This window comes from Colwellia sp. 5_MG-2023, assembly GCF_030547795.1.
GTDB lineage: Bacteria > Pseudomonadota > Gammaproteobacteria > Enterobacterales > Alteromonadaceae > Colwellia.
Genome location: NZ_JAUOPW010000025.1, coordinates 43,080 through 57,978, shown reverse-complemented (window position 1 = coordinate 57,978; position 14,899 = coordinate 43,080). Strand labels below are relative to the sequence as shown.

The window sequence follows — 14,899 nt, the reverse complement described above, 5'->3', positions numbered from 1 at the left end:
TACACTAATTCTACAGCGTTATTGACTTTGACTTCTCGTTAGCCAAATTTTGGTTTGGGTGCTATCAAGTTCAGTCGTAAGTTCGAATCTTGCATCACCGACCACTTTTTAACTTTACGCTAAACTCTATATACACTAATTCTACAGCGTTATTGACTTTGACTTCTCGTTAGCCAAATTTTGGTTTGGGTGCTATCAAGTTCAGTCGTAAGTTCGAATCTTGCATCACCGACCACTTTTGATTTCTATTTCTCAAGCTTCAGAATAAACATAAACAAATCTATATACGCCCAAAATTATCGCTTGGTATTTTCTATGTTCAAGAATAATCAACTTTATTAATTATATCCTTAGCTTATGCAAGATTTACAACTTGATAAGTAATACCTTGAGTCGTATTCTGTTTGCGAGACTTTTTGCTGAATATTGTTACCCGTTATTCACAAAATCATACTTAGTACTTGAAATTATACTTAATCAGCTCAATTTCAAACCTATCACTATTAACAGAGTAAATATATGTCTGAGTTATTAAAAAATCTGCAGTGGCGTTATGCCACAAAAAAAATGAATCCAAATAAAGTTGTTAGCGAAGAGAAAGTTGATTTTATTTTAGAGTCTATTCGTTTGAGTGCTAGCTCTAGTGGTTTACAGCCTTATGACGTTATTGTGGTAACTAACCCTGAAGTACGCGCACAAATTTTGCCTCATGCATGGAGTCAACAACAAGTAACCGATTGCTCTCACTTATTAGTCTTTGCTGCATGGGACAATTACACCGCAGAACGTATTAATACTATGTTTGATTTAGTGAATGAAAAGCGTGGATTCAAAAATCAAGGCTGGGAAGATTATCGCCAAATGCTACTAAATACTTATCCGGCACGTGATGCACAAACAAACTTTGAACATGCAGCACGTCAGGCTTATATCGGTTTAGGCTCAGCGTTAATTGCAGCGGCTGAAATGAAAGTAGACAGCACGCCAATGGAAGGTTTTTTACCTGAAAAGGTGGATGAAATACTTGGTCTTAAAGAGCGTAACTTAAAGTCAGTATTATTACTTCCTTTGGGCTATCGCGAAGAAGAGGGCGATTGGCTAGTTAACTTAGAAAAAGTTCGACGTTCAACAGATAGTTTTATCACCTACGTTAAGTAATGAATGTTAACTAGCCTGCAAAACCAATGTAGGCTAGTTAAAACTTAACAACATTGATCTAATACTAATGTTGGTGAGATGAAGGTAATGAATTTCCTTTACTGTCATAAAATCCCGAAGCACTATGCTCAATAAAGCCCAGATTGATCATTTTTCTAAAAAATGGGTCTGATTCATTGTCACCAATATCCGCAAAATCTGTTGATTGATACGAAGAGAGTATATCCAACTGTTGTTGAATTACTTTTTGGTTATGCGTAGCGTTAGTTAATTGCCAGTTTATTGTTTTATCTGCTGATACACTTGCCATACGTTTCATTATTTTCTGTTCAGGAAACCACCATATATCAACAATTTTTGTTTTTTCTTTTTGTTGGTAATGTTCTAATTTTTCACAACCTTCACCTGTTTTTTCGATAAGCGTTGCTTGCTCTGTAAATTTTGGATGCAATAGCTGCGCATGATGATCCCAGGCTTGATTAGTGTTTGTCTTTGTTGCTTCGTATTCAATCGCACGCTTGTCATCAATAAAGTAGGATGTTTTTTTCATATTATTCTTGGGTAGCCTTGTCCATTGTGTTGCGACTGTTTTGTTACTAATGTGAAAAGCAGAATTTTGAGTTCGTAATAGTATTAGGTCATTTCTATTATGTGATGTCTGATCTTTGGTTATTTCTTCAATGCTATATGTCGCCATTATTGTTGTAGATTGGCAGTCGTCATTAGCTGACACGAAAGCCGGAAGGGCCATTACTGCAATAAGTATTAGTGTTCTCATCTGATTCATCTTAATAGTTTGTTAATGTAAGGATAGGTTGAAGTGACAGTGAGCATAATCTTGGATAGCGTAGTGCTAGCTTATTCATACCAATCTCACTAGCTATGTGATCATTTCTACTTGCTAAAATCACCAACTACATCGTTATTTATTTAATAATCAGCACAACGAGTTATTGAAATAAATGCCTTGTATTTGTCAATTTTTTCTATGTATAAAATTGTTCACCTAATTAATGAAACTGGTATAACTAATAAAGAATAGGGCATTAGCCCCACTCTTTATCGATATCTAACTTAATTTGCTCAACTCAGCTAGGCTACTTTGATGTGCCGGAAAGGTTAGCGGCATAATCCATCACATGAAATATGAAGTTCTGCTCATTAGTACCGGTAATTAAATTAGCACCAGGTCCTATGGCAAAAATGCCAACATCTTCACCTGCATGTGTTTCACTACCTAGTGGTACGAGTGACTCTTGGTGGAAGCCAGCAGTGGTTGTATCAATACTTGTTAAGTCAACTCGACCCGTTACTGGCGCTGCAAGATAGCTCGCATCAGCATCTGTTTCCGTACCTAAGTTTCTATAACCAAGACCATTAGTGTAACCGACGGTTGTGTAAGGCATATTGTCAGATGCTAGGCTTGCTTCTGTTTCACCAATACCAACAACTTTACCTAAAATAGGATTGCCACGCTTTGGGTAACCTGCAATGGTAAAAACATGACTGTGGTCCGCAGTAACAATAATCAGTGTATCTTCTTGGCTGGTTGCATCTACTGCTGCTTGTACTGCTTTCGCAAACTCAATGGTGTCGTTTAATGCGTTGTAAGCATTACCTGCGTGATGAGCGTGGTCAATACGGCCTGATTCAACGGTAAGGAAGAAGCCTTCTTCGTTATTATCAAGAATACCTATTGCTTTTGCTGTCATCTCTGACAAGCTTGGTTCACCTGCAATATCGTTGCTACGATCAGCTTCATATTGCATATGTGATTCGTTAAATAAACCAAATATGCGTGTTGTTGTGTCAGGATTGATGGCATCGAATGAGGCTTGGTCAACGATATAAGCACCATTAGTGTAGTGAGCTCGCCATTCAGCCGTTAAATCACGGCCATCAGTACGGTCACCCTCAATAGCGCTGACAGCATCAATGCTATTGAAGCTAGCATCTTTAGGTAAAAAATGACGACGACCGCCACCCATAACTACTTCAATACCATCAACATCTACACCAGCATATCGAGCTTCTAAGTTGGCTTCAAAGTTAACTAATTGTAATGCAATATCTTCGCAGCCGGCGCGCTCCGCATTGTTATCTATATCCATATCGGATATATCTTCCCAATTACGCTCTGCTGATTTTGCATAGGTAGCCGCTGGTGTTGCATGAGTAATACGAGCAGTAGAGATAATACCGGTAGATTTTCCAGCAATCTCAGCTAACTCTAAGGCAGTGATCATTTCTATATTTTTAGTGCTAGTGCAATTACCACGCACAACATCTTCATTCACACCTAGCACACCGGCATCAGTTTTTATGCCAGACATCATCGCTGTCATCGTGCCAGCTGAATCAGGGGTTTGTGCATCAACATTGTAAGTTTTTGCTAGCCCTGAAAAGGGGAATTTATCAAAGCTTAGCTGATTTTCTTCGCCTGTCATGCCTTTGTTCTGACCATCTAAGATACGGGCAGCAGTGATAGTTGAAATCCCCATGCCGTCACCAACAAATAAGATCACATTTTTCGCCGAGCCTTTAAGCGCAGTTATTTCAGCAGCTGTCGAGGCGCTTGTTATAGATACGTTGGTGTTACCGGCTAATTGCGCATCTATTTTGTTCCAAATACTTGTCGCTTCATCAATTTCGGCAGCACCTTGTTTAAACCAAGGATTATTTAAACTAGTCAGTAGCTCGTTGCTGTTTACTTCAGTTGTATTGGGCGCACAGATAAATTCGGTTGCTGTTATTTCTGTGTTATCTAAAATGTTATTATTGTTAACATCTAAACCAGAGTCAATTTGTACACCACTGCTGTTACAATTCTCATTCCCGATTGGTAACTTTGTTTGTGCAATTAAGGCACTATAGCCATTTATTCCATCAGCGCCGTTATCGCCATCAGCACAAGCGGATAAGATAAGTACTAAAGATGCTGCAATTGTTGATAATGTATATTTGTTCATCATAAAATCCTTAAGGGCCTATTGACCAACTAAATCAAGTGCACGATTGATCAAATGAAAAACAACGCTTTGTTCAACTGAACCTTGAACAAGGTGTGCCCCCGGGCCTGATGTATGAATAGCAACATCTTCTCCAGCATGTGTTTCACTGCCTAATGGCACGATAACTTCTTGGTGATAGCCTGGCGTTGTCGTATCAATTGCTGTGATATCTTGTCTACCGGCAACAGGCCCTGATGTATAAGATGCGTCTCCATCTGTTTCCGCCCCTAAATCTCTAAAACCTAGGCCATTGCTATAACCTAATGTGGTGTATGGTAAACCGTCAAAAGCCTCTGAAGGACTGGTTTCACCAACGCCAACCACTTTACCTAAAATAGGGTTGCCACGCTTTGGATAGCCAGCAATCGTAAATACATGGCTATGATCTGCGGTAACAATGATTAATGTTTCTTCATCATTGGTTGCTTCAATTGCGGCTTGAACAGCATTTGAAAATTCAATAGCATCAGTTAATGCCGTGCTTGCACTACCGGCATGATGACCATGATCAATTCGTCCTGACTCAACCATTAAGAAATAACCTTTATCGTTATTATCAAGAATATTGATCGCTTTTTCAGTCATTTGAGAAAGACTTGGCTCGCCAGCAATATCATTACTGCGATCTGCTTCGTATTGCATATGAGATTCATTAAATAAACCAAAAACACGGGCAGTAGTTTCAGGGTCAATACTATCGAAACCTGTTTGATCAATAACATATTTACCATTTGGGTACATGGCACGCCATTCTGCTGTTAAATCTCGACCATCCGTGCGATCGCCTTCTATATCGCTAGCAGCATCAGCACTATTATAAATTGCCTCTTTTGGTAAGAAATGACGACGACCACCACCCAAAACAACATCAATACCGTCAACATCAATACCTGTATATCTAGCTTCTAAGTTGCTTTCAAAGTTAACCAGTTGTGAAGCAATGTCTTCACAATTTGCACGTTCAGCATTATTTTCAATGTCCATATCTGAGATGTCTTCCCAGTTACGATCTGCTGACTTTGCGTAGGTTGCTGCTGGCGTTGCATGGGTTATACGAGCTGTTGAAATAACGCCTGTAGATAAACCTTTTATTTCAGCTAACTCTAATGCAGTAACAACTTCGTTGCCTTTTACTGATGCACAATTGCCACGAATAATGTCTTCATTGACTCCCAAAACACCGGCATCGGTTTTTAAGCCGCTTATCATTGCCGTCATAGTGCCGGCGGAGTCTGGTGTTTGTGCATCTACATTATAAGTTTTAACTAATGCCGCATAAGGAAAGGTTTCAAAACTTAAATAACCTTCTTCACCTGAATTTCCTGCTAATTGCCCTTTTAAAATACGCGCTGCGGTTAGCGTTGAAATGCCCATACCATCACCAACAAATAGAATTACATTTTTTGCTTTTGTTGATCTTGCTTGCTGTAATTTTTCGGTAAGTTTAGTTTGTGCTTCTTTATACCAAGTATTATTCAGCTGTGTATCAGTTGTCGCTGCGTATGTTGTCGAAGACAATATACCAGCAATCATTACCGATAAGCTTTGTTTGATCATTTTCATAGTGACCTTATGCTGTGTTATTTAAAAATAACACAGCATAAGTAGTTATGATGAATATAAGATGATGTTTATGTGACGGTTACTTTACAGTGATATTTCATTTTTATGTCAAAATGGCTATCTAAATGACCGTGTTGTTATTGATTGAATAGAATGGCTGCTTATTAGCGATGAACAAAAGATTAATCAATTAGTTAGTTAAAGAAAAGTTACAGCAATTAGCGTTAATATCACTCAATTGTTATAACTTTTTAGTTAGTAAATTTTTTAATGCGCTATCAATGCTTGGGTAGGTAAAGCGGAAGCCGCTGTTTTTTAATTTAGTCGGTTTTACATTTTGTCCAAAGAGTAATAAGTCTGCCATTTCCCCAAAAATTAATTTTAAAATAAAGGCAGGTGTTGTGAGCATACAAGGCCTATTTAATGTTTTTGCTAAAGTACGAGAGAATACATTATTAGACACTGGCTGCTCAGCTGTTATATTGATAAAACCTTTAAGGGAAGGTGTCTTTTGAATATGTAATATTGCCGCTACCATATCGTCAATATGTATCCATGACATCATTTGTTGCCCGTGACTTATTTTCCCACCTAAGCATAATTTAAAAGGTAATAGCATTTTAGCAATTGCCCCTTCGTGTTTATCTAACACAATACCTGTTCGTAAAATTGCAATACGGGTGTTTTCTGATTTTGCGGCTAGCGCTAAATTTTCCCACTTTGAGCAAACTTCATAGGTGAATTCTCGATGGTAATCTGTAAACTCCTCATCAATAGAAAGACTGCCTTGCCTGCCATATATGCCAATAGCACTACCTGAAATAAAAAGGCTCGGAGGATTTTTTGCTGTTTTTATCAGGGTAGATAATTTTTCTGTAATATCCCAACGGCTTTGACATATCTGTTTTTTTTGCTCAACAGACCATCGTTTATTTGCAATAGGCTCGCCAGCTAAATTAATAACTGTATCTATATTCTCAATAGTTGAAAGATTTAGCTCATCAATAACAATAATATCAGTGCCTAATGTTTTTACGGCTTTACTGCAGTTTCTAGTGAGAACGGTGATATTGGTATGGCTTTGGCGTAAAACTTTGATTAAGGCTTTACCAATCAGCCCTGTTCCACCGGTAATAAGAACATTCATAAGATCACCTTATTAGATTATTTTTAACCTGTACTGGGGTGGCTACAGGCTATAACGATGCTACTGGTTAAGTGTTGCAGCTACATTTATATTACAAGCTTCATTGAATGTTTTTTATTCAATAAGCGTTATTTGGCAAGTGTTATTCGACAAATGTTATTACGTAAGTTTAATTATGAACTGGTTAAAAAACTTCTTACTTGGTTGAGCGCGCTAACTGAAAACCCGTCATCGTACATGTACAAAATAATACCATTTTCATCGAGTAAAATGACTCTGGCACTATTGGGATTTTCGTTGCCAGTAAAAGCTTGTACCTTTTCTCCATCGCTATAAACAGTAATAACACCTTGCCATAAATCTTTTGGAATACCGGCACGCATACCGTTATCAATCATGGTGCTAAACATTCTCGGGAACATGCCTGTTATCGTTGGTATTTCATAAGTATTAACCTTTGTTGAGGTCATATCTAAGCCAATTAACCATCTATCAATATCAAATTGTGAATTTTGTTTATAGCCAATAAGTAAGAGTGTTTTTTCTCCTTTAAAGTCACTTGGAATATTCACTTGCTGTTCTTCAAGATTTTCTCCTGTAATTGAAGGGAATTTTTCCCCTACCTGGGATTGATTAGCATAATGACTACTACAACTTGCTGTTAATAATGTGAATAGGCAGATAAAAAAGATACGCATGTAAAGTCCTTAAGGATTGTTATCCGTGTTGTTTGTCATAAAGCGCCATTTATTATAAAAACCGCTATAGTCATGATATACGTTCATCCACTTAAATTAGTTCACAAATATTAAAAAATAAAGCGAAGTTAAGCGGATAAACAAACTAAACACTTAAAAAATAGGCAGATAATAAATCTAAAATACGCTAAACAACGTATATTGAAACAATAGGGTTAATTTATTAGCAGGAATAACGAAATCATGATCAAAAAAATTATTGTATGCCTAGCACTTGTTGTCTCTTTATCATCTGCCGCGCAAAAGCCTGTTGATAGAAGCGGCTTTATATATGGCCTTGGTTTAAGCACAAGTAAAGAGGTATATAAAGGCTATAACAGACGAAATATAATAATACCCATTATTGGTTACCGAGGTGAAAAGCTAAACGTTTACGGCCCTTTTGTTAGTTACAAAGTGGCGAAGGTTGCTGATCTGAACGTCTTAGTGCAAGTTGCACCAAGGTTTCAGGGATTTGATGAAGATGACAGTTATATTTTTGCCGGTATGGCCGATAGAAAAATATCTATGGATGCGGGTATAGGCTTAAAGTATCAAAAAAATAATTGGAAGGTTGGCTTATCATCAATGTTTGATGTATTGAATCGTTCAAATGGTGTTGAGCTTTCTTCTACTATTGCACATACGTTTAGATTTGGCCCTTTATTTGTCGAGCCTAACATGGTATTGAGTTATTTAGACCGTAAACATATCGATTATTATTATGGTGTAGGTAAAGATGAAATTAATGCTAATAGAGTTGAATATACTGGTAAGAGCGGTATGAACGCCGGTCTTGGTTTATCTATTTCCACACCTATTCTTTTAGGTGGTTTTACTCAATTTAGCCTTCAGCATACCTGGTTTTCTTCTGAAATAACGGACAGTCCATTAGTTGAAAAGCATTCTAATTTAAGTATCAGGCTCTTATACAGTCGAAAATTTTAATCACTTTTTGAGTCGCCAATTTTAGCCTTACTTTGTCTGCTGGTGTAAATAAGTCGGCTATAAGTAATCCACATTCAAGTTTCAACCGTATTACCTACAAAGTTAACAATTATTATTAATATGCTACTTAATATTATCGGTTTCAACATTGCATGGTTTGGGCTAATTCTTTTAGAAAATCGCTTTATTCCTATAGTTATTTTATGGATAGGATTACATTTTTATTTTTGTAAACAGCGAGCTGCAGAAGCTAAATTAATTATTTCTGTTGCAACAATAGGTATTGTTATTGATTCAGCCTTATTATTTTTTGATGTTTTTCAATTTAAAGATCAGTTAGTTATTCCATTATGGTTAATGATGTTATGGATCGCCTTTGCCGCAACTATTGCTCATAGCTTACAGTTTTTATCGCGAGCTAAAGTATTCCAGTTAATGGTTGGTTTTATCTTCCCACCGCTAAGTTATATCGCCGGTGAGTCGTTAACATCAATGACTTTTGGATTCGAGGTTTTGACTACTTACTTTATCTTAGCTGTTATCTGGTCAATATTAATGGTGTTGTTTTTTCATTTAAAGAAAATGTTCTATTTTCAGGAGACAAATAATGTATAAACCGGGTCTAATAATATTGTTGGTCTTTATCTCTATACTGTTCGAAGTTCAGGCTGACAATAATCAAAATGTTAAGGAAGAAAAACAAGCTGAAAGCTTTAAAGAACTTGGCTTTACAGAAGTGGGTAATGCTAAGTTTACATTTTTATTTTGGGATATTTACCATAGTACCCTTTATACAAAGTCAGGCTCCTATATACCTGAAAACCCACCGGCAGAACTGATTTTTGAAATAGAGTATTTAAAAGATATTACTGCAGCAGACCTACTTGAGCGCACAATAGAACAATGGCAACACTTAGGTTTTTCAAAAGCTCAATACAATCAGTTTATACCTAAACTAAAAGCAATATGGCCTGATATTTATGCAGGCGATAAGTTAGCGTTGTCGGTTCAAGATAATAAATCTATCTTTTATTTTAACAATCTCAAAGTAGGCGTTATTGAACGAGCAGAGTTTAGTCAACTATTTTTAGCCATATGGCTGTCAGAAAAGACCAGTGAACCTGAATTGAAGGCTGAATTATTAGGAGAAAACATCGATGAATAAACTTATTCAGATGGTATTAATTTCGATTATCGCCTTTTTTCTTGCTAGCTGTTCAACGGCATTACAGGATTATAAAGAAACAGAGGTACCTTTTGATATTAAACAATACTTCAACGGTAACGTAATAGCTTGGGGCACTGTACAAGATTATTCTCAACAAGTGACAAGACGTTTTTGTGTTGAAATTATCGGTACGTGGGAAGGTAATAAAGGCACCTTAGCTGAAAAGTTTTATTTCAATGATGGTGAGGTTTCTTTTCGTAACTGGCAGTTAACTAAACAAAACGATGGTAGCTATCGCGGTACTGCTGAAGATGTCGCAGGTATTGCTATAGGAAAACATCAGGGTTTTGCTTTTCAATTTCAATATGATTTGCTGCTAAAGCTTGATGATGAAACTTATCAAGTCAGTATGGATGATTGGATGTACCAACTTGATGAAAATAGAGTAATGAATAAAACATCCATGTCAAAATTTGGTATTGATGTCGCAGAAATTACTTTGTTTTTTGATAAAGAGTTCCCGCAAAAAACATGTCAATAAAGTAAGTTTCATTTCGTATAAATGTATTGATAAGTGATCATTTATTCGTGTTGATTCGTATCTAATAGCTTAACAAAAGGAGCGAACTACTTATGAACAATGTAAATACAAGATTACCTATTTTTCCATTACCTGTATTTATATTACCAGGTGGTATTACTCGTTTGCGTATTTTTGAACCACGTTATTTAAAAATGGTAAAAATAGCAACGCAAGAACAAGGCTTTGTTATCTGGTTAAATAGTATTGAGTCAGAGGACTCTGATTCAATTAATACTAAGGCAGAAAACCCTGACTTAAAAACTATTGAATCGGAAGAGCCTGATACTCTTTGGGGTAGTTGGGTTGAAATTATTAATTTTGACCAGGGTGACGACGGTATTTTAGAAATAGATGTTCAATGTAAATCTTTAGTTGAAATTCTATCTAGCGACAAAGATGAGGATGATTTGCACTTTGGTGAAGTATCTGACATTTCACATTGGTCTCAAGAAACAGATCAAGACACAACCGATATCCTGTCACAATCATTGGATGAAGTCTTTGATAGTAATACTATGCTCAATAAGCTTTACGTAGAAAAAGCCACGCATAATGCTAATTGGGTGGTAGCAAGATGGTTAGAGCTTATTCCGGTCGACTTAGCTATTAAAACCTCTTTTGTACACAGTCATAGCTATGAGGAAGCAAAGGGGTTTGTGCAGTCTATTATTTTTAACGAATAGCAATAATGTAAATCACTTTTGAGTAAGCAGAAAAAAGTAAGTAAAAAAATTTGTGATTAAGTGATCTTTATTAATTAGGAGCCGTATAGGTATATAAGTTTTAAAGCAGCTCTTGGTGATAAAAGCAATGCAAACACACTTGCTAAGTAATGTGACATCTGATAAATCTACTCAGATGCCAGAAAAAATAGATCATCCTCAACTTTGTCAATGGCTTGATGCTGTTGCAACTTCGCGAGACAAAATTGCATTTACGCATTTGTTTAAATTTTTTGCACCAAAAATACAGCGCATTGCGCGTAGTAAATTCCCTAATGAAACCCAAGCAAGTGAGGTAGTTCAAGAAACCATGAGCAATGTTTGGCGAAAAGCGCACTTATTTGATAAAAATAAAGGAGCCGCCACTACATGGGTTTACACCGTTATGCGTAATGTCACTTTTGATATTTTACGTAAAATTAAAGGGAATAAAGAAGACACATTAAGCGATGATATTTGGCCAATAGCCGACAGTATTGCAACAGAAGAAGAGTCTTTTGATGATCATCTTGAAAATAAACAGTTATTAACGGTTATTGATGAATTACCAGAAGCACAGCAACAAGTGGTGAAAGGCTTTTACTTTATGGAGATGTCGCAAGAGCAACTAGCTGTTCATTTAAACTTACCACTTGGTACGATAAAATCTCGTTTGCGTTTAGCATTAGCAAAACTCAAAGTACAGTTAGGAGAAAATCATGATTAAACATCACCCTAAATTTGAGTTAATTCAATCTTTTGTTAATGGGGAATTACCCGCTTCATTATCTGCTGGAATCGCTATCCATGCCGAGATGTGCACTAAATGCAGACATCAAATAGCACAGTTAACGGATCAAGTTGCAGAAGTTAATTTTGAGGACGATTATCAAGGTAACCTATCTGCTGACGATTTAAATATGGATCAGATGATTGCAGCAATTACAGAATCCGATGATATATTTTTACCACCAGAAAATGATGAAAAATCAGTTGTTTTTAATAACAAAACTTATGTGCTACCTAAAGCCTTAAATAATATGGTTATAGGCAAAGCTGCTAATATTGGTAAGTTATCTCGTTCGCGCATACAGTTGAATGAAAATGAAATTCATACCAGTTTATTACAAATGCAGCCAGGCGGCGGAGTACCTGAACATACACATAAAGGGTTTGAGTTAACATTATTGTTAGAAGGCTCCTTTGAAGATGCAAATGGTAAGTATGTTAAAGGCGACTTTATTATGCTTGACGGTTCTCATCAGCATCATCCGATTTCAAGAGAAGGGTGTTTATGCTACACAGTAGCGAATGATGCGCTACACTTTACACAAGGCATCAATAAGTTGCTTAACCCAATTGGCGCATTTATTTATTAAAAGGAACGCATCATGATTCACACAGTTGCAAAAGAAGATCTACACATTGGCGTAAGTGCTTGCTTAATAGGTGAAAAAGTTCGTTTTGATGCGAGTAATAAACCATCGAATTTTTGTATAAAAGAATTTTCTCAACACGTTACCTACAAAGCATATTGCCCAGAAGTAGCTATTGGTTTACCGATACCTAGACCAACAATACGCCAAATCAAAAAAGATGATGTGATTAGTGTTTCTAGACCCGATGGAACTGGCGACGTAACCGAGGCTCTTGTGGCTTACGGGAAAAAAATAGCGACTATGACTAGTGATCTAAGTGGTTATATTTTTTGTGCAAAAAGTCCAAGCTGTGGTATGGAGCGTGTAAAAGTTTATAGTCCTGAAGGTAATGCGCTCGTATCTGATGGGGTCGGAGTTTTCGCTAGAGAAATTATGACAGCTAACCCTTTATTACCTTGTGAAGAAAATGGTCGTTTAAATGATCCGCTTATTCGAGAGAATTTTGTCGCACGAGTTTACGCTTATAAGCATTGGCAAAATCTTGAAGCGTCAGGCTTAACTAAGCATAAACTAACAACTTTTCACAGTCAGTATAAGTATACAGTCATGAGTCATGATTTAGTTGCTTATAAAGGTTTAGGTCAGTTATTGGCAAGAGCCGATTTACCATTAGAAGAAATGGCTAAACAATATATATCAGAGCTTATGGCAGCGTTAAGCATTAAAGCAACACGCAAAAAGCATGCAAATACCTTAGCTCATATTCAGGGGTATTTTTCGAAGCACTTACAAAGTAACGAAAGACAAGAATTATGCGCACAAATTGATGCTTATCGTAATGGTTTAGTGCCACTGGTTGCACCGTTAACGCTGATTAATCACTACTTGTTGCAACACCCAAAAGATTACTTAGCTAAACAAGCCTATTTATCACCGTATCCAGATGAATTAAGACTGAGATATGCCTACTAAAATTATCTTATACCGGTTACCACTCCCAAGCCTCTATTTTGAATGGTAACCAGCATATAAAGGAACTCCTTTGATACTTTGGTTTCGTAATGATTTAAGAACACATGATAATCCCGCCTTACATTACTTTTTGACTCAATCTCAGTCAAAAATGCCACGTAAGGCGATTTTTTTTATATCTGAAAAACAATGGTTAGCTCACGACTGGTCGCCTATCAAAATCGATTTTATAAAGCGGCATGCTCAGGCACTTGTTGAAGAGCTTGCAGATTTAGGTATTGAACTTGAATTAGTGTCAGTACCTGATTTTTCAGCGCAAATTACTTATTTAAAAGACTACTGTGCTAGTCATAATATAGATAATGTATTCGCGAACAGTGAACTTGAGTTTAATGAGCGGCAGCGAGATCTTACCTGTATAACACAAGGTATCCCGTTAACACTTTATGAAGCTGATGTGATTGTGCCTAAGGGCAAAGTTTTAAATCAATCAGGTGACATGTTTAAGGTGTTTACACCGTTTAAAAAAGCTTGGTTGAAATACGTTCAGCAAGCGGGTTTTGAATACCTAGGCAAAGTCACTAGCACATCACTGTCAGATGAAAGTACTGCAACAGTTACCCAGGAAGGCAGTTTGTCGAGTGCCTGGCCGTTAGCTAAAGAATATGAACGCACTGCATTACCGACATTTTTTCAACATAAAGTTACAAGTTACGCGCAACACAGAGATATTCCTTCGATTAAAGGTACTTCAGGTATTTCACCTTATTTGGCTGCAGGCGTCATTAGCCCTAGGTACGTTTTAATTTCATTATTAAATAAATTTCCAGATTTATTACTAGCATCTGATAGCGAAGAATTTTCTTGGTTAAATGAAATTATTTGGCGTGAGTTTTATCGCCACCTAATGTTTCATGAGCAAAAGTTATGTAAACACCTTTGTTTCAAAGAAAAATATCAAAACGTTCGATGGCACAATAATGATGTGTTATTTAAGGCGTGGTGTGAAGGAAAAACTGGTTACCCATTGGTTGATGCAGCAATGCGTCAGCTTAATCAAACCGGTTGGATGCATAACCGTTTAAGAATGGTTGTTGCGAGTTTTTTAACTAAACATTTATTGATTGATTGGCGTTTAGGTGAAAAATATTTTATGCAGCACTTAATTGATGGTGATTTAGCGTCGAACAATGGTGGTTGGCAATGGGCTGCAAGCACAGGGTGCGATTCACAACCTTATTTTAGAATTTTTAATCCGATAAGACAAAGTGAACGTTTTGATCCTAACGGCGATTTCATACGTAAGTATTTACCAGAGCTAAAAAGTATCCCTGATAAACATATTCATTTTCCAGAGCAGTATATTAAAAATCATAAATTGGCTATCTATGTAAAGCCTGTGGTGGAGCATAAAGAAGCAAGACTGAAGGCGTTAGCTTTTTATAAAGTGTAGCGTAGACCTTTACTATGTTATACGGCTGTAGTGATTGGCGTACTTTTTCTTATTTTTTATTACTGAAATAAAACATGAT

General features: G+C 36.7%; 15 protein-coding genes. 10 read left to right on the top strand and 5 right to left on the bottom strand.

Features of this window, described 5'->3' with window-relative positions; all coding sequences use genetic code 11:
- Positions 1-519: 519 nt before the first annotated feature.
- Positions 520-1,158 (top strand): NAD(P)H-dependent oxidoreductase, encoded by a 639-nt coding sequence (locus Q4496_RS14725; RefSeq protein WP_303610737.1) that lies wholly within the window; start codon positions 520-522, stop codon positions 1,156-1,158.
- 64 nt (positions 1,159-1,222) lie between these two features.
- Here the strand turns inward: Q4496_RS14725 and Q4496_RS14720 are convergent, their stop codons facing one another.
- From Q4496_RS14720 to Q4496_RS14700, 5 genes are all read right to left on the bottom strand, one after another.
- Positions 1,223-1,936, bottom strand: a complete 714-nt coding sequence (locus Q4496_RS14720; protein WP_303610736.1) for a hypothetical protein — start codon at positions 1,934-1,936, stop codon at positions 1,223-1,225.
- Positions 1,937-2,255: 319 nt separating this feature from the next.
- Positions 2,256-4,127, bottom strand: coding sequence for an alkaline phosphatase (locus tag Q4496_RS14715; RefSeq protein WP_303610735.1), 1,872 nt, complete (start codon positions 4,125-4,127; stop codon positions 2,256-2,258).
- Positions 4,128-4,145: 18 nt separating this feature from the next.
- Positions 4,146-5,732, bottom strand: coding sequence for an alkaline phosphatase (locus Q4496_RS14710; protein ID WP_215973936.1), 1,587 nt, complete (start codon positions 5,730-5,732; stop codon positions 4,146-4,148).
- Positions 5,733-5,973: 241 nt separating this feature from the next.
- Positions 5,974-6,879 (bottom strand): TIGR01777 family oxidoreductase, encoded by a 906-nt coding sequence (locus tag Q4496_RS14705; RefSeq protein ID WP_303610734.1) that lies wholly within the window; start codon positions 6,877-6,879, stop codon positions 5,974-5,976.
- A gap of 173 nt (positions 6,880-7,052) precedes the next feature.
- A complete protein-coding gene (locus Q4496_RS14700) occupies positions 7,053-7,577 on the bottom strand; it encodes a hypothetical protein (RefSeq protein ID WP_215973934.1) in 525 nt (174 codons plus the stop codon).
- A 243-nt stretch (positions 7,578-7,820) separates the two neighbouring features.
- Here Q4496_RS14700 and Q4496_RS14695 point away from each other — a divergent pair, with 243 nt between their 5' ends.
- From Q4496_RS14695 to phrB, 9 genes are all read left to right on the top strand, one after another.
- Positions 7,821-8,564, top strand: a complete 744-nt coding sequence (locus Q4496_RS14695; protein ID WP_303610733.1) for a MipA/OmpV family protein — start codon at positions 7,821-7,823, stop codon at positions 8,562-8,564.
- Positions 8,565-8,684: 120 nt separating this feature from the next.
- Entirely contained in the window at positions 8,685-9,179 is a 495-nt protein-coding gene (locus tag Q4496_RS14690; RefSeq protein ID WP_215973933.1) for a DUF2878 domain-containing protein, read from the top strand.
- Entirely contained in the window at positions 9,172-9,729 is a 558-nt protein-coding gene (locus Q4496_RS14685; protein WP_303610732.1) for a chalcone isomerase family protein, read from the top strand. Before Q4496_RS14690 ends, Q4496_RS14685 begins: the two co-directional genes overlap by 8 nt.
- Complete coding sequence (locus tag Q4496_RS14680) at positions 9,722-10,273, top strand: DUF3833 domain-containing protein (RefSeq protein WP_303610731.1); 552 nt, start codon at positions 9,722-9,724, stop codon at positions 10,271-10,273. The genes Q4496_RS14685 and Q4496_RS14680 overlap by 8 nt, the downstream gene beginning before the upstream one ends.
- Before the next feature lie 92 nt (positions 10,274-10,365).
- Entirely contained in the window at positions 10,366-10,998 is a 633-nt protein-coding gene (locus Q4496_RS14675; protein WP_303610730.1) for an LON peptidase substrate-binding domain-containing protein, read from the top strand.
- A gap of 127 nt (positions 10,999-11,125) precedes the next feature.
- Positions 11,126-11,743, top strand: a complete 618-nt coding sequence (locus tag Q4496_RS14670; RefSeq protein WP_303610729.1) for a sigma-70 family RNA polymerase sigma factor — start codon at positions 11,126-11,128, stop codon at positions 11,741-11,743.
- Entirely contained in the window at positions 11,736-12,395 is a 660-nt protein-coding gene (locus Q4496_RS14665) for a ChrR family anti-sigma-E factor (protein WP_303610728.1), read from the top strand. Before Q4496_RS14670 ends, Q4496_RS14665 begins: the two co-directional genes overlap by 8 nt.
- Positions 12,396-12,407: 12 nt before the next feature.
- Positions 12,408-13,367: a DUF523 and DUF1722 domain-containing protein gene (locus Q4496_RS14660; protein WP_303610727.1), complete on the top strand. Its 960-nt coding sequence runs from the start codon at positions 12,408-12,410 to the stop codon at positions 13,365-13,367.
- Between the two features lie 70 nt (positions 13,368-13,437).
- Positions 13,438-14,820 carry a deoxyribodipyrimidine photo-lyase gene (gene phrB / locus Q4496_RS14655; RefSeq protein WP_303610726.1) on the top strand — a complete coding sequence of 461 codons (1,383 nt, stop codon included), beginning with the start codon at positions 13,438-13,440 and terminating at the stop codon, positions 14,818-14,820.
- The last annotated feature ends 79 nt before the right edge of the window (positions 14,821-14,899 follow it).

What these genes read in the sequence shown, in the direction of transcription:
- Q4496_RS14725 (WP_303610737.1), top strand. Translation starts at nt 520, where the DNA reads ATGTCTGAGTTATTAAAAAATCTGCAGTGGCGTTATGCCACAAAAAAA.
- Q4496_RS14720 (WP_303610736.1), bottom strand. Translation starts at nt 1,936, where the DNA reads ATGAGAACACTAATACTTATTGCAGTAATGGCCCTTCCGGCTTTCGTG.
- Q4496_RS14715 (WP_303610735.1), bottom strand. Translation starts at nt 4,127, where the DNA reads ATGAACAAATATACATTATCAACAATTGCAGCATCTTTAGTACTTATC.
- Q4496_RS14710 (WP_215973936.1), bottom strand. Translation starts at nt 5,732, where the DNA reads ATGAAAATGATCAAACAAAGCTTATCGGTAATGATTGCTGGTATATTG.
- Q4496_RS14705 (WP_303610734.1), bottom strand. Translation starts at nt 6,879, where the DNA reads ATGAATGTTCTTATTACCGGTGGAACAGGGCTGATTGGTAAAGCCTTA.
- Q4496_RS14700 (WP_215973934.1), bottom strand. Translation starts at nt 7,577, where the DNA reads ATGCGTATCTTTTTTATCTGCCTATTCACATTATTAACAGCAAGTTGT.
- Q4496_RS14695 (WP_303610733.1), top strand. Translation starts at nt 7,821, where the DNA reads ATGATCAAAAAAATTATTGTATGCCTAGCACTTGTTGTCTCTTTATCA.
- Q4496_RS14690 (WP_215973933.1), top strand. Translation starts at nt 8,685, where the DNA reads ATGCTACTTAATATTATCGGTTTCAACATTGCATGGTTTGGGCTAATT.
- Q4496_RS14685 (WP_303610732.1), top strand. Translation starts at nt 9,172, where the DNA reads ATGTATAAACCGGGTCTAATAATATTGTTGGTCTTTATCTCTATACTG.
- Q4496_RS14680 (WP_303610731.1), top strand. Translation starts at nt 9,722, where the DNA reads ATGAATAAACTTATTCAGATGGTATTAATTTCGATTATCGCCTTTTTT.
- Q4496_RS14675 (WP_303610730.1), top strand. Translation starts at nt 10,366, where the DNA reads ATGAACAATGTAAATACAAGATTACCTATTTTTCCATTACCTGTATTT.
- Q4496_RS14670 (WP_303610729.1), top strand. Translation starts at nt 11,126, where the DNA reads ATGCAAACACACTTGCTAAGTAATGTGACATCTGATAAATCTACTCAG.
- Q4496_RS14665 (WP_303610728.1), top strand. Translation starts at nt 11,736, where the DNA reads ATGATTAAACATCACCCTAAATTTGAGTTAATTCAATCTTTTGTTAAT.
- Q4496_RS14660 (WP_303610727.1), top strand. Translation starts at nt 12,408, where the DNA reads ATGATTCACACAGTTGCAAAAGAAGATCTACACATTGGCGTAAGTGCT.